Origin of the sequence: Mycobacterium celatum (assembly GCF_002101595.1) — a bacterium.
Taxonomy (GTDB): Bacteria; Actinomycetota; Actinomycetes; order Mycobacteriales; family Mycobacteriaceae; genus Mycobacterium; species Mycobacterium celatum.
Window position 1 is genome coordinate 23,076 of the sequence record NZ_LQOM01000020.1, and the last position, 13,365, is coordinate 36,440.

General features: G+C 65.9%; 14 protein-coding genes and 1 tRNA gene. 8 read left to right on the top strand and 7 right to left on the bottom strand.

Features of this window, described 5'->3' with window-relative positions:
• The first annotated feature begins 1 nt into the window (after position 1).
• From AWB95_RS05990 to rdgB, 3 genes are read left to right on the top strand one after another with little or no spacing between them, the layout of a single operon-like run.
• A complete protein-coding gene (locus AWB95_RS05990; RefSeq protein WP_062538936.1) occupies positions 2-778 on the top strand; it encodes a cyclic nucleotide-degrading phosphodiesterase in 777 nt (258 codons plus the stop codon).
• Between the two features lie 18 nt (positions 779-796).
• Positions 797-1,576 (top strand): ribonuclease PH, encoded by a 780-nt coding sequence (gene rph, locus AWB95_RS05995; protein ID WP_062538931.1) that lies wholly within the window; start codon positions 797-799, stop codon positions 1,574-1,576.
• Positions 1,573-2,169, top strand: coding sequence for an RdgB/HAM1 family non-canonical purine NTP pyrophosphatase (rdgB, locus tag AWB95_RS06000; protein WP_062538937.1), 597 nt, complete (start codon positions 1,573-1,575; stop codon positions 2,167-2,169). The genes rph and rdgB overlap by 4 nt, the downstream gene beginning before the upstream one ends.
• A 73-nt stretch (positions 2,170-2,242) precedes the next feature.
• Here rdgB and AWB95_RS06005 read toward each other — a convergent pair whose 3' ends face one another.
• From AWB95_RS06005 to AWB95_RS06015, 3 genes are read right to left on the bottom strand one after another with little or no spacing between them, the layout of a single operon-like run.
• A complete protein-coding gene (locus AWB95_RS06005; RefSeq protein WP_062538930.1) occupies positions 2,243-2,572 on the bottom strand; it encodes a DUF3817 domain-containing protein in 330 nt (109 codons plus the stop codon).
• Positions 2,569-2,949: a hypothetical protein gene (locus AWB95_RS06010; RefSeq protein WP_062538929.1), complete on the bottom strand. Its 381-nt coding sequence runs from the start codon at positions 2,947-2,949 to the stop codon at positions 2,569-2,571. The genes AWB95_RS06005 and AWB95_RS06010 overlap by 4 nt, the downstream gene beginning before the upstream one ends.
• A gap of 16 nt (positions 2,950-2,965) precedes the next feature.
• On the bottom strand, positions 2,966-3,496 hold the full coding sequence (locus AWB95_RS06015; protein ID WP_238600903.1) for a hypothetical protein: 531 nt from the start codon (positions 3,494-3,496) through the stop codon (positions 2,966-2,968).
• Between the two features lie 293 nt (positions 3,497-3,789).
• Here AWB95_RS06015 and AWB95_RS06020 point away from each other — a divergent pair.
• Both AWB95_RS06020 and AWB95_RS06025 read left to right on the top strand, forming a co-directional pair.
• A tRNA-Leu gene (locus tag AWB95_RS06020) sits at positions 3,790-3,873 on the top strand.
• A 358-nt stretch (positions 3,874-4,231) separates the two neighbouring features.
• Positions 4,232-5,473 carry a hypothetical protein gene (locus tag AWB95_RS06025; RefSeq protein ID WP_085167832.1) on the top strand — a complete coding sequence of 414 codons (1,242 nt, stop codon included), beginning with the start codon at positions 4,232-4,234 and terminating at the stop codon, positions 5,471-5,473.
• A 126-nt stretch (positions 5,474-5,599) separates the two neighbouring features.
• Here AWB95_RS06025 and AWB95_RS06030 read toward each other — a convergent pair whose 3' ends face one another.
• From AWB95_RS06030 to AWB95_RS06045, 4 genes are all read right to left on the bottom strand, one after another.
• Entirely contained in the window at positions 5,600-6,055 is a 456-nt protein-coding gene (locus AWB95_RS06030) for a lipoprotein LpqH (protein WP_084707095.1), read from the bottom strand.
• Between the two features lie 270 nt (positions 6,056-6,325).
• A complete protein-coding gene (locus AWB95_RS06035) occupies positions 6,326-7,168 on the bottom strand; it encodes an SDR family oxidoreductase (RefSeq protein ID WP_062539840.1) in 843 nt (280 codons plus the stop codon).
• A 94-nt stretch (positions 7,169-7,262) separates the two neighbouring features.
• Entirely contained in the window at positions 7,263-8,567 is a 1,305-nt protein-coding gene (locus tag AWB95_RS06040) for a TetR/AcrR family transcriptional regulator (protein ID WP_062539839.1), read from the bottom strand.
• A 90-nt stretch (positions 8,568-8,657) separates the two neighbouring features.
• Positions 8,658-9,596, bottom strand: a complete 939-nt coding sequence (locus tag AWB95_RS06045) for an SDR family NAD(P)-dependent oxidoreductase (RefSeq protein ID WP_062539852.1) — start codon at positions 9,594-9,596, stop codon at positions 8,658-8,660.
• A 130-nt stretch (positions 9,597-9,726) separates the two neighbouring features.
• Here AWB95_RS06045 and AWB95_RS06050 point away from each other — a divergent pair, with 130 nt between their 5' ends.
• From AWB95_RS06050 to AWB95_RS06060, 3 genes are all read left to right on the top strand, one after another.
• On the top strand, positions 9,727-11,349 hold the full coding sequence (locus AWB95_RS06050) for a nitric oxide reductase activation protein NorD (protein ID WP_062539838.1): 1,623 nt from the start codon (positions 9,727-9,729) through the stop codon (positions 11,347-11,349).
• Positions 11,346-12,161, top strand: coding sequence for a CbbQ/NirQ/NorQ/GpvN family protein (locus AWB95_RS06055; protein WP_062539837.1), 816 nt, complete (start codon positions 11,346-11,348; stop codon positions 12,159-12,161). The genes AWB95_RS06050 and AWB95_RS06055 overlap by 4 nt, the downstream gene beginning before the upstream one ends.
• A gap of 89 nt (positions 12,162-12,250) precedes the next feature.
• A complete protein-coding gene (locus tag AWB95_RS06060) occupies positions 12,251-13,363 on the top strand; it encodes an ABC transporter substrate-binding protein (protein WP_062539836.1) in 1,113 nt (370 codons plus the stop codon).
• The last annotated feature ends 2 nt before the right edge of the window (positions 13,364-13,365 follow it).

Below are 13,365 nucleotides of genomic sequence, written 5' to 3' on the forward strand. Positions count from 1 at the left end.
AATGACCGTCCTCGGCTGCTCCGGCAGCGTGGTGGGTCCTGATTCGCCGGCATCGGGATATCTGCTGCGGGCGCCGGACACTCCACCGCTGGTCATCGACTTCGGGGGAGGCGTCCTGGGGGCGCTGCAACACCAAACCGATCCGAGTGCGGTGCACGTACTGTTGTCGCATCTGCACGCCGACCACTGCCTTGATCTGCCCGGGCTGTTCGTGTGGCGTCGCTACCACCCGACACCGCCGACGGGCAAGGCGTTGATGTATGGCCCGAGCGACACGTGGTCGCGGCTGGGCGCGGCGTCGTCGCCGTACGGCGGGGAGATCGACGACTTCTCCGACATCTTCGACATCCACCATTGGGTCGACAACGAGCCGGTGACGCTGGGCACGCTGACGGTTCTGCCCCGCGTCGTGGCCCACCCGACCGAGTCGTACGGCCTGCGGTTCACCGATCCCGACGGAGTGTCGTTCGTCTACAGCGGCGACACCGGCTACTGCGATGCGCTCATCGACTTGGCTCGCGACGCCGACGTCTTTCTGTGCGAGGCGTCCTGGACGCATTCACCGCATCGTCCGGGCGGTTTGCATCTGTCGGGCACCGAGGCCGGCCGGGTCGCGGCGGAAGCCGGGGTGCACGAGTTGCTGCTCACCCACATTCCGCCGTGGACGTCGCGCGAGGACGTGATCAGCGAGGCCAAGGCGGAGTTCGACGGGCCGGTGCATGCGGTGGTGTGCGGCGAGACGTTCGAGATCATGCACTCGGGCAGCCCCGCGAGCTGACCGATTAGGGTAGGCGGCGTGTCCAGACGAGAAGACGGCCGCCTCGACGACGAGCTTCGCCCCGTGGTCATCACCCGCGGCTTCACCTCACATCCGGCGGGTTCGGTATTGGTGGAGTTCGGCCACACCAAGGTCATGTGCACGGCAAGCGTCATCGAGGGCGTGCCGCGCTGGCGCAAAGGGTCCGGCTTGGGTTGGCTCACCGCCGAATACGCGATGCTGCCGGCGGCCACTCATACTCGCGGCGACCGGGAATCGGTGAAGGGCCGGCTGTCCGGGCGTACTCAGGAGATCAGCCGGCTGGTCGGACGCTCGCTGCGGGCCTGTATCGACCTTGCGGCGTTGGGGGAGAACACAATTGCGATCGACTGCGACGTCCTGCAGGCTGACGGCGGCACCCGCACCGCCGCGATCACCGGTGCCTACGTGGCGTTGGCGGACGCGGTGACCTATCTGTCGGCGGCCGGCAAGCTGTCCGATCCGCGGCCGGTGTCGTGTGCGATCGCCGCGGTCAGTGTCGGCGTGGTCGACGGCCGGATCAGGGTGGACCTGCCCTACGAGGAAGACGCGCGCGCCGAGGTCGACATGAACGTCGTCGCCACCGACACCGGGACGCTGGTCGAGGTGCAAGGGACGGGCGAGGGTGCGACGTTCCCGCGCTCGACGCTGGACAAGCTGCTCGACGCTGCGCTGGCCGCGTGCGACAAGCTGTTCGCCGCGCAGCGCGAAGCGTTGGCGCTGCCCTATCCGGGTGTGCTGCCCGAAGGTCCGCCGCCGCAAAAGGCGTTCGGAAGCTGACCCGCTTGCTGGTGGCCAGCCGCAACCCGAAGAAGCTGGCCGAGCTGCGGCGGGTGCTGGACGCGGCCGGGTTGACAATGGAGTTGGTGTCACTCGACGACGTCGCGCCGTTCGAGGAATCGCCGGAAACCGGTGCCACATTTGAAGACAACGCGCTGGCCAAGGCGCGTGACGGGTTTGCCGCCAGTGGGTTGCCTTGTGTCGCAGACGATTCAGGCCTGGAAGTGGAGGCGTTGAACGGCATGCCCGGGGTGTTGTCGGCCCGGTGGGCCGGTGTGCATGGCGACGACGCCGCCAACACCGTGCTGCTGTTGGCGCAGTTACGCGATGTGCCCGACGAGCGTCGCGGCGCGGCGTTCGTGTCGGCGTGTGCGCTGGTGTCGGGGTCGGGCGAAGTCGTGGTGCGCGGCGAGTGGCCGGGCAGCATCGCGTACGAGCCGCGCGGCGACGGCGGCTTCGGCTACGACCCGGTCTTTGTTCCCGACGGCTCGGATCGCACCGCGGCGCAGCTCAGCCCCGACGAGAAGGACGCGGTGTCGCACCGCGGCCGTGCGCTGAGGCAGTTGGTGCCGGCGTTACGTGAGCTGTCCTAGCCGCGCCGTCGCGACTGTGCGGTTTCATACGCGACACGCCGGTGTGGCCGTATCAAACCGCACAGTCGACGGGCTATAAGCCAAAGCGCGCCTTGACGTTTCGGGTCTGGAAGTGCTCGACGATGATGCCAAGCAGCGGAATGGTGCCGGCCAGCAGCACGCCGATCGTTTTGCCAATCGGCCAGCGGACCTTGATTGCGAGGTTGAACGCGGCCAACACGTAGATGAAGTACACCCAGCCGTGCACGACTTCGATCCACCGGATCTCGTGATGGAAGACCAGGTGCGAGACGATCTCGTAGCACAGCGCGATCAGCCAGATACCCGTCGTCCACGCCATGACGCGGTAGCCCAACAGCGCGGTGCGGATCTTTGCAACCGGCACGGTCCCCGGTGTGGTCATGTGGTGGTCCTCTTCTGTCTCTGGTGGTCGGACTTCGCCAGCTCGGCCAGGTAAGCGTTGTACTCCCGCAGTGCGGGATCGTCGTCCGCTTGGGCTACCGGTTTCGGTCGCTCCGGCAGCAGTCCGTCGGGTATCTCCGTCATGGTGTGGTCGTGCGGCGGCTCGGGGGGTGCTTCTTCGTAGCGGACGAATTTGCGATAGGCGTACACACAGAACCCGGCGAACAGCGGCCACTGCAACGCGTAGCCCAGGTTCTGGAAGGTGCCCGACGCCGACTGAAACCTGGTCCACTGCCACCAGCCCAGCGCCAGACAACCGCAGGCAGCGACGATCACAAGCGCGACGAGCGCCCATCTCCGACGCCGTGTAGTGGACACGATTAGACGGTACCGCTCACCCCTTCGGTCGGACGAACTCGTCGAGTCGCGCGACCGCCGCCTTGCGGTAGATCGCAACCTGGTATTTGCTCGGCAGCGTCCACGGAATGCCGAGGTCGTCGAGCGCGGCACAGAACAGCCCGCGGATATCGTCGGAGCGGTTCGAGAAGTGATAGCGGACGCTTCGGACGCCGCGGTCATTGGCCACCACGCGGCAGCCGTCGCTGTCGATCAGGCCGCGGATGAAGTCCTCGGTGGCTTCCTTAACGAGTACTTCCTGCCAGGGCTCCAATCGGATCGGTCTCAAGTGTTTGCGGCCGGGACCATGCTGTGGAAGCAGGCATGGCCAGTGCTTGGAGTACAGCGAGACCTCGACGCATCGACTCTTACGACGTAGCGTTGCCGCCCGCTGTCCTGCCATCAGGACGTCCATCGCCTCGCGGCAACGGTCGACGATCGCAGGGTATTTGGCGTCGAGAATGATTCTCAGTCGCCAGGCGCGGGGGTGCCGCGAGATGCAGCCATCGCCGAGGTAGAGGCCGAGCAAGTAGCAGTACGCAGCTGCCGGTAGCGCCGCGAAATCATGATCGATACCGCAGGCTGACGACCCACTCCTAGCCCTCGCTCGAGTTGGTGGCCGGCGCCGCCAGCCCCACACCGTGGGTCGCGGAATCCCGGTCTGTCGTGCGATCGCGCAGTCGTTTAGGCCGGACATGACGAGGCGCTGCACAGCTTCGAATTCCTCCGCGGATCGCATGGCCCCTCCTGGCGTTGGAGCTCAACGTCGGCCGCGGCACCGACAGATTGGTCGCTCGATTGCAGCGATAGGATCGTTGGCCTGCGGGCGTGGCGAAACTGGCAACCGCTCGGGTTTTAGGTGCCCGTGCTCGAAAGAGCTTGAGGGTTCGAGTCCCTCCGCCCGCACAACGTGTGGACTGCCGCGCATGCAAACTGTCTTGTAGCGCAAGCACATTCGTCTCCTGGGCGGATACCTCGACGGGCCTTCCTGCGTCGGGCTGCACGGCCCGCTCGTCGTTGAGCTAGCTCGCCTAAGCAGTCAAAAACCACCCGACTTGTAAAGACATCTTGCCCAGAAGCGAGTGGTTATCCCGCCGTCGCGAGGGCTGTGGCAGTACGCTACAGCCGGTATCTCCTCGAAGGAGAGGGATCATGCAGTGGTTGCGGTGGTCTCCGAGAAAATAGGGGGCCGGGTCGGCATCCGCGGGCGGCGAGGGCGTCCGCGGGGTCCGTTATTACCGCGGTGCGGTTCTAGGACGCGGCCATGATGAGCTGGCCAGACAGCGCGGCTGTGGCTTTTGCGGTGCCACTGACGATCGGGCTGGCCGGCCTGGCCCTAGGCGTGGTGGATTTCTTCAACGGCCCGAAAAAGGCGGTTGCGCGACCGGCACACGTTACGCCGGCCCCGCCGAAACGCAGCCGCCAACCGCGCGACAGCCACACGAGGCCACCGACCCCGCGAAAGCTGCCGCGAGTCAAGTTGAGAGCCGAGGATCGGGCGCAGGCACGAGCCGGCGCAGCAGAAGCTCTGGCCGATGAAGCGCGGGCGCGGTCAGGGGCGGCAGAAGCCGAAGCGCTGGCCGCCGAGGCCGGAGTTCTGGCCGCTGAAGCGGAAGCGTTGGCTGCGGAGGCGCGAGCGCGGGCAGAAGCCGGCGAAGCGGAAGCCTTGGCCGCCGACGCGCGAGTGCGGGCAGACGCCGCCGAAGCCGAAGCTGTGGCCGCCGAGGCGCGGGCGCGGTCAGGGGCGGCAGAAGCCGAAGCGCTAGCCGCTGAGGCCCAGGTGCGGAGGCGGGCGCGGGCCGAAGCCGCTGACGCCGCGGCTGTAGCCGCCCAGGTGAGGAAGCGGGCAGAAGCTGCCGAAGCTGAAGCCGCTTCCGCCCAGGCGCGGGCGAGGGCGGAAGCGGCTGAGGCCCAAGCGGTGTCGACCCAGGCGCGGGCGAGAGCGGAAGCAGCTGAGGCTCAAGCCGTGTCGGCGCAGGCGCGGGCGCGCGCCGAAGCCCGCGAAGCCGAAGCGCTGGCAACCCAGGCCCGGGCGCGACGACGGGAGCGGGCGGAAGCCGCCGCCGCTGAAGCTGTGGCCGCGCAAGCACGGAAGCGTGCAGAAGTTGCAGAAGCCGAAGCCGTGGCCGCCGAGGCGCGAGCGCGGACAGCGGCGGGCGAAGCCGAAGCGCTGGCCGCCCAGGCCCGGGAGCGGGCAGAAGCCGCTGCGGCCCAGGCAGTGTCGGCGCAGGCGCGGGCCCTCGCCGAGGCTCGCGAAGCCGAAGCGCTGGCCGCCGAGGCTCGGGCGCGCGCACGGACGCGGGCGCAAGCCAGCGAAGCGGAAGCGCTGGCGGCCGAGGGGCGGGCGCGGGCAGAAGCCGCCGAAGCGGAGGCCGTCGCCGCCCAGGCGCGGGCGCGGGCAGCGGCCGGCGAAGCGGAAGCTTTGGCCGCTGAGGCGCGGGCGCGGGCGATCAGGCTGCGACTTGAGGCGGACGCGATTGCCAAAGGGGCTCCCCCGCCCGATTAAGCACGGCGACCCTCAGCGATTGCGACCGCCCCGCTGGACGAGCCAAAGGCTTAACAGAACGGAGGCGATCACCGCGACGCTGAGCAGGATGGTGCTTGTCATTGCAGTAAATCTATCCGGTGACGATCAACAACTCACTTCGATCTTGAAGTCGGCCGTGGCTGGCGTGTTGACATTGTTCGGGTCAGTGCCCTGGGCAGTGCCCGTGATGGTGTAGGTGTCCCCGGCAAAAGCTGCCTTGGCCTTGCCAACTCCAGCGTCGGCAACGCCGGTGAAGCCGTCGAAGTTGTCGATATGCACCGACTCAGGTTTGGGCTTCTCCGCATCGAGACGCACGACCGCCTGGACGTGTGCAGGCGCCGCGCCGATGTCGGCGGTCAGCAACCACTGCACCTGACTACAGGAAACTGCATGCGATGTCCGAGTGGTGTTGTTGACCGTGACCCGTGCCGTTTTCTGCGGCACCCTCTCCGAGTGCAGGAAGCAACCCGAAGTCCCTAGCGCCAACACCGAAGCCGTCACCGCGACCGCGACGAACCGGACCCCCACCGGCCACCTCCATTCCCACGGGGTACGTCGCACGTCTTTCTACCAGTGCGCCGTCATTTTTGGGCGGCTGTTGGTCGAATTGGGGAAGCGGCTGCCGCCATCGTGTTAGAACAAAGATTAGGTGGCATCGGCCCGCGGCGTCGAAGACAGACATCTACCCCGTCGCGCAGCGGAGCTGTGACCAAGCGACGGCCGGCCATGTATTGTGATTTACCGCGCAGGCAGATCCCCTGGGGCTCAACGAGTTTCCCATGGAATCTGTCGATGTACGAGGGCGCCGCTCACGTTGCCCCGTCACGCGCTCTAGGCAAGCGAAACGCGGCCCATGATCAGATCCATGATGGGCTTTCCGGGCGGGAACGCTCCGGTGAGCGAGGACATCACGTGCCCGTTGTCGACGAGCAGGGTCACACCGCTGATGCCGCTGGCCGCCTGGCTGTTGAGGAAGCACATCGTGTTGGCCATCTGCTCAGGCGTGTGGACTTGGCAGCCGGTGGCGTCGCGGTAGTCCTGGGCGAAGGTCAGCCACAGGTCGGCGTTGGCGCGGGCCAGTGGCGTGTCGGTCGGTCCGGGACAGATGGCGTTGATGCGCACCCCCTCTTTCAGCAAGGGGAAAGCCTGGGTCGCCACGTAGGCGTTGATGGCCTTCTTGCTGAAGCCGTAGTGGATGAGGCCTTCCGGCTCGTGGGCCGTGACCCAGGCGTCGGCCGATTCGTAGTCAGGCGTGGCCAAGAATTCCTGCAGCAGCGGCAAGTCGTTCTCCCAGCCCATCCCGGCGACCGAGGAGATGAAGCAGATCGCCGAACCGCGCGAAAGCTTGCCGTCGGCCCGAACCCGGTCGATGAGATGGCGATGACCGATGAAGTTGACTCTCATCAGCTTTGGCCCGTCGGCAACGCCGGCGGCCGAGAAGATGGCGTCGATGGGTCCCTCGACCTGGTCGACCGCAGAGTCGATCGAGGATCGGTCGGATAGATCGACTCTCACCTCGCGGGCGGCCTCATAGGAGATGGGCGCGTAGTCCATCACAATCACCTCGGCACCGAGGGCTGCTGCCGTCTGGGCGGCGGCTGCCCCCATGCCGGTGGCGCCACCCACGACGAGCACTCGCTTGCCGTCGTACCGGAATTGCTCGATGCCGGTCATTGCTCTCCCTCTTCTCGTGGCCCGCCACTCTGCGGGCACGCAAAAACTCTACGGGGAACATATTTTTGGTTCAATACCCCATTTCGGGCTGGGCCTAACGACCGGTGTTGCGCTGTGCGACGCCGCGCACGACGGTGTCGCGGGCATGCACCAGTGCCGCGCTCTTTCCCTGGTCCCGCACGATGTTTTCGGGCATCCAGATGACATCCATCACGCATCGAGCCAGCATCTCGACGGAGGGAGTCTCGACACGGATATTGCCTGACCGAATCCCTTCGGACAGCAGTGTTTTGAGTTGCCGCAGGCGTGTGGTGAACAGCAGGCCGGGATTCGGGGTATCGGGTGGGGACTGCCGCATCCAGGCCAGCTGGATCTTCCACTCATCCGGAAACTGATCCAGCGCGTTGATGTTGACCCAGGCCAGCGCATCCAGCTTCTCGATGGGCGTCGCATCCGCGCGAAGGACGCTGACGAAGCCACCCCCGGCTTTCTTACCGAACGACTCCATGATCGAGGCAAGTAGCTCGTCCTTGGACCCGATCAGCCGATAGACGGTCCCGGTGCCCAGACCTGCCGCCGAAGCGATGTCGCGGACTGTGGTGACTTCATATCCTTTGCGGCCGAACTCGGCTCGGGCAACCGCGCGAACGTGGGCGGCTTTGTCGTTGCCCTCGGAATCCGTCTCCGGCCATGTCTTGATCGCCGCTTCCGCGGCCGCAAATGCGTTGGAGCGATCCAACTCTTGGTCGCTGTGCTCGCGACTGGCCAGCCCCTGCAACATGATGCGGCACAGCAGTGCGGAGGCCTGATCGGCGGCGGCGGTGTGGCGGATGACGTCGAGACCGACGTGCATCATCGACTGGCACATCCGGTCCGCCAGCGTCGGAAGATCGATGTCCGCCCGGATATAGCCGCTCCACCTGCCCGCGCGCAGGGTTTGCAGCATCGCCTGCTGGACTGCGGTCGGGGGATGGCGCAGCAGTTCCACCAGCTCGCGATTTGCGCTCGGCGCCTCGTAGAACGACATCTGCAGGGCCGCGCGGTGTGCCACGGCGCAGCGCGCGATGGCCGAGCCCAGTTCGGTGATCGTTTCGGAGACGGGCCGCGAGCCCGGGTCGTCTAATTTCTGATATGCGATGTCTCCAATGCGTTCCAGATCGGCGTAATACCGCCGGACCAGCTCGACCAGGATCGCTTCCTTCGACTCGAAATGGTGATACAAGCTTCCCGGCAGAATGCCTGCGGCGTCGGCGATTTCCTGCAGCGAGGTGCGTAACCCAGAGGAGGCGATCAGCGACGCGGCGGTTTGAAGGATCTCGGTCCGGCGCGTGCTGTCGTCGTAGGCGCCGCCGGCAAGGCCGGCAGAGGTTGCCGCCTCGGCTGGTTGCTGGCGCCCCACGTCACCTCCACAGCTCCCGCTAGAGGACCTACTGACCGAATGTTTGGTTAAACGCTACCAGACAGTAGCTACTTTGCCGGGAGGCTGGCGTCACTGCGAGAATACGTCGATCCCGAGCCGGTCGCAGACGCCGAACACTTCGTCGAAGATCGAGGCGGGCACCGTGAACGGTTCTGTCGCAGTCACTTCGGGCAGGTGTGCGGCAATGTCGTCGGCAGTCGGGTTACTGCCAGGTTCGGCGAGCCAGCCTTCGCCGAGGCCGACAAAAACCCGCGCGAACCGGCCGGCACAGGCCGAGTAGTTTTGATGGGTGAAGCCGCAGGCCCGGCTGGCGAGGTAGACGACGATCGGCACGACGAGTTCGGGCTGGATCACTTTCAGAAAACCGGTCTCCTCGAGCCCCTTGGGGTCGCCAACGGTTTCGGTCACCATCCGGGAAAACCCGAACGGCAATACGGTATTAGCGCGGATCCCGTGTGGTTCACCCTCGATAGCGATCACGTTCGCCAGTCCAACCAGTCCGGCTTTGGCGGCGGCGTAGTGGGCTTCCAGCGGTTGCCCGAACATTCCGCCGGACGACGAGATGAACACGAAGCGGCCGTAGCCTGCCGACTTCATCACTCGATATGCCGGGTGACTCAAATAGAAGCCGCCGTCGAGGTGTACGCGTAACATGCGCCGCCAGTCGTCGGCCGACAATTCTTCGAACGGGATCGTGGTGAAAATGCCGGCGTTGCTGACCACTGCGTCCAGGCGGCCGAATCGCTCGACCGCCGATGCGACAATGGCCTCGCCGCCCTCGGGTGTATCCACCGAGTCGTGCGACGCTACCGCTGTACCGCCGGCGGCCTCGATCTCGGCGACAACCGTGTCGGCCACCGCGGTGTCGGCGCCGTCGCCGTGCATGGAGCCGCCGAGGTCGTTGACCACTACTGACGCACCGCGCCGGGCCAATTCGAGCGCGTAGAGGCGACCGAGTCCACGGCCCGCGCCGGTGACGATCACGACTTGGTCGGTGAAATCGATCATTCGTTGCACCATCGGAGTTGATTGACTGCGGACAGCACGGACTCTAGGGTGGAACAGATATTTGGTCAACAATTGGTGGTGAGAGTCGTTGGCGAACCACACTGCAACCGATGCCTTGCCGCGATGGAGCATGCTGGCGTCTGCGATCGCCGGCCGCAGCGTCGAGGTGGCGGCTGCCGGTCCGGGTGAGCCGGCGTGGACGGACGGTAAGACGATATTTCTCGACTCCGGCGCCGGCCCGCGCCACCAGTTGCAGGCAGTGGCCGTCCAAGCCTGCCTCCTGGCCGCGGGAAGCCTGGAGCCGGCCGTCGCACGCCGTCTTGGCCGGCGGCGTGGCCTGACTGCGCGATACCTTGCGATAGAGGGACATCGGGCGCTTGCGGCCAACGAGGAGTTGCTGCCGGCAGCGGTGTCTTTGCTCGTGGACCGCGATATGGCGGGCCGCAGCGACTCGCCGACAGGCTCGCTGGCTCTGGCGAGCAGCCGCGCGGTCGGCAGCGAGCCGCCGACGGTATTCGGTACCATCTATCCGCGAAAGATGTTGGCTGCCAGCAAGAGTCGAGCGACAAGCCAATCTGGTACACACGCTGCTCAACGGGGCAAGCCCTTGCCAGAACTTGAGGTCCCCGACTCGAATGATACCGCGGATTTCTTCTCGAGCCCGGTCGGCGCCGGAGGTGCTCTCGGCCGGTGGCTCAAGAACATGCTGGATTCGGTGCGCCGGCTCAACGGAAATGGACCGCCGGGCGCCGATGGACCGACGCACCGATCGGGCATCCGCGGCGGCGGATCTGCCGTCGTATCGACCGTGGCGCTCGCCGTCGACGAGTACGACCTCGCCGGCGCGGCCGCGGGAATTAACTACCCCGAGTGGGACTTTCGTCGTGGGCAGTATCGGCCGAACTGGTGCACCGTGCAGGAAGTTGCGCCCAGACCCGGCGACGCCGCGTCGATCAGCCTGTCCGGCGGGTACCGGTTGCGTCGAGCACTCGCCCGACTCGCGGTGGGTCTCGACCGATATCACCGCCAGGTCCAGGGCGACGACGTCGACATCGATGCGGCCGTCGAGGCGCGTGTGGAGACCATCGCCGGGTCAGCGCCCGGCGAAGCGGTCTACGTCGACAGTCTGCGCCGCCGCCGCGACCTTTCCGTGCTGATCCTTCTTGACATCTCGGGTTCGTCGGCCGAATCGGGAACGATCGGCCATACCGTGCACGAGCAGCAGCGCGCGGCGGCCGCCGCGTTGATCGCGGCGTTGCACGATCTGGGAGATCGCTTGGCGTTGTACGGTTTTCGTTCTCACGGTCGATCCGCGGTGCATCTGCTACCGGTGAAACGGTTCGACGACGTTCTCGACGCCCTGGCGATGCGGCGTCTGTGGGGTCTAACACCTGGCGGCTACTCCAGATTGGGTGCCGCGATCCGGCACGGCACCGCCGTATTGGAACGCCGGGGAGGCACGGCGCGGCGGTTGTTGGTCGTGTTGTCCGACGGATTGGCGTACGACCACGGTTACGAACGTGACTACGGCGCGGCCGATGCGCGTCGGGCGCTGGCCGAAGCCCGTCGGCGTGGCATCGGCTGCCTTTGCCTGACCATCGGTGCCGCCACGGACGTCGCCGAGCTGCAGCGGGTATTTGGCAGCGCTGCGCATGCAACCATTCCGCGGCTTGACCAAGTGAACAAACTGATCGGTCCGTTGTTCCGATCAGCCTTGGCCTCGGCAGACCTTCGACGACGGATGGTGGCATGACTAGCCAAAGACAGGGACCGCGGCCCTACTACGTGCCGGTCGCAAACGAGGAGCATGTGTTCAAAGCGGCGTTCCGGCAAGGGTTGTCGGTGGTGCTCAAAGGCCCCACTGGTTGCGGGAAGACGCGCTTTGTCGAGGCCATGGCCCACGACCTGGATCGACCGCTCATCACGGTGGCCTGCCACGACGACTTGACGACTGCGGATCTTGTGGGCCGATTTCTGCTGCGCGGCGGCGAAACCGAGTGGGTCGACGGGCCGTTGACGCGGGCCGTGCGCGACGGTGCCATCTGCTACCTCGACGAGGTGGTGGAGGCCCGCCAGGACACCACCGTCGTGCTGCACCCACTGGCCGACCACCGTCGCCAGCTTCCCATCGAGCGGTTGGGGGTGACGCTGGATGCGGCGCCAGGTTTCTGCCTGGTGGTTTCCTTCAACCCGGGATACCAAAGCGTTTTGAAAGACCTCAAGGACTCCACGCGTCAACGTATGGTGGCCATCGAATTCGGCTTTCCCACTCCCGACGCCGAGGAGAAGATCGTTGCTTGTGAGGCAGGTGTCGATCACGAGACCGCGGTTGACCTGGTGCGGTTCGGGCAGGCGATTCGGCGCCTGGACACCGCGGGACTGCGCGAGGTGGCCTCGACGCGGGTGCTGATCGCCGCCGGGCGGCTGATCGCCGAGGGACTGACCCCCCGCGAAGCCGCCCGGGCCGCGATCGCCGGGCCACTCACCGACGACGCCGCAGTGACCAGCGGCCTGGACAAGATGATCGACGTGTATCTGCCCGGGCAAGGAGGACACGATGATTGACGATCCGAGGGCAGCCGCGCTAGGGTGTGAACAAATTTTAGGTTCAGTAGTGGGACGGCGGCCGTAAGCGCTGCGCCAATGGAGGTGAGATGTCCTACGAGAGCACCGCAGAGCCGATCAAGATCGGCTATCTGATGGACTTCCGTCTGCCAGAGGGCTTTCCGAAGACATATTTCGAAGACCTGACCCAGCCGTTCGATCTGGTTTTCAGGCAAGCGGGCGAACAAGGCCTGCTCGATCGACCCATCGAAATCATCTACCGCGAGGTGGAAGGTCTGCCTAAGGGATCGGTTAAAGCGGTCATCGACGCCTATGGCGACCTGTGCGACGAGGGATGCCTGGCCGTTTTCGGCCCGAACATCACCGACAATGTGGTTCCCACCCGTGAAGCCATCGAAGAGCGCTTCAAGGTGCCGGCGATCAGCGTCACCGGATCCGATGCGGCCCTGGGGGAGTGGGTCTTCTCCTTCCCGATGGGATCACTGACCGACGAGCCGATCTTCTGGTCGGACATGTTGACCAAGGGTGGGCACACCGAAGTCGGCGTTCTCGTCGAGCAGTCGTTGGTGGGCACGACCTATCTGGAGAACTTCCGTAAAGCCTGCCAGCGCAGAGGTATTCGCATTGTTGCGGAGGCCGCCATCGCGCAGACGGCCCAGGATGTCAGCGAGGCGGTCCGAACCGTTCACGACGCCAGGCCCAGCGCATTGGTGCACTGCGGCTTCGGGTTCGGGATTGTCTTCATCAATCCGGCGCTCGAGACGCTGGACTGGAATCCGCCCCGGTTCACCAGCACCGCGTTCCAGAACGCCTGGCTCAACCCGATCATGTGGAACGGGTTCATGGGCTGGACCGGCGTCGACCAGTACGACGAGGGCAACATGGTCGGCCAAAAGTTCCTCGACGAATACCACGAGGCCTATGGCCGGCGCCCGGAATGGTGTGTGCCCGTCGTCAACCGCGATGTTGCGATGACGTTGGTGCGCGCCTTGAGCGACGCGCATCCGTTGAGCCCGCGCGGGGTCAAGGAAGCCCTCGAGCGCGTGAAGATGATGCCTGCCGCCTCCGGCGCACCCGGCACCCGAGTGTCGTTCGGGAACTGGACCCGCCGTGCGTGGATGGGCGCCGGGTACCTGGTGGCCCGCAAGCTCGATCCCGACGGCGTCAACTCCCACCTCGTCGACCGCTTCGGTGAGGAGTAGCC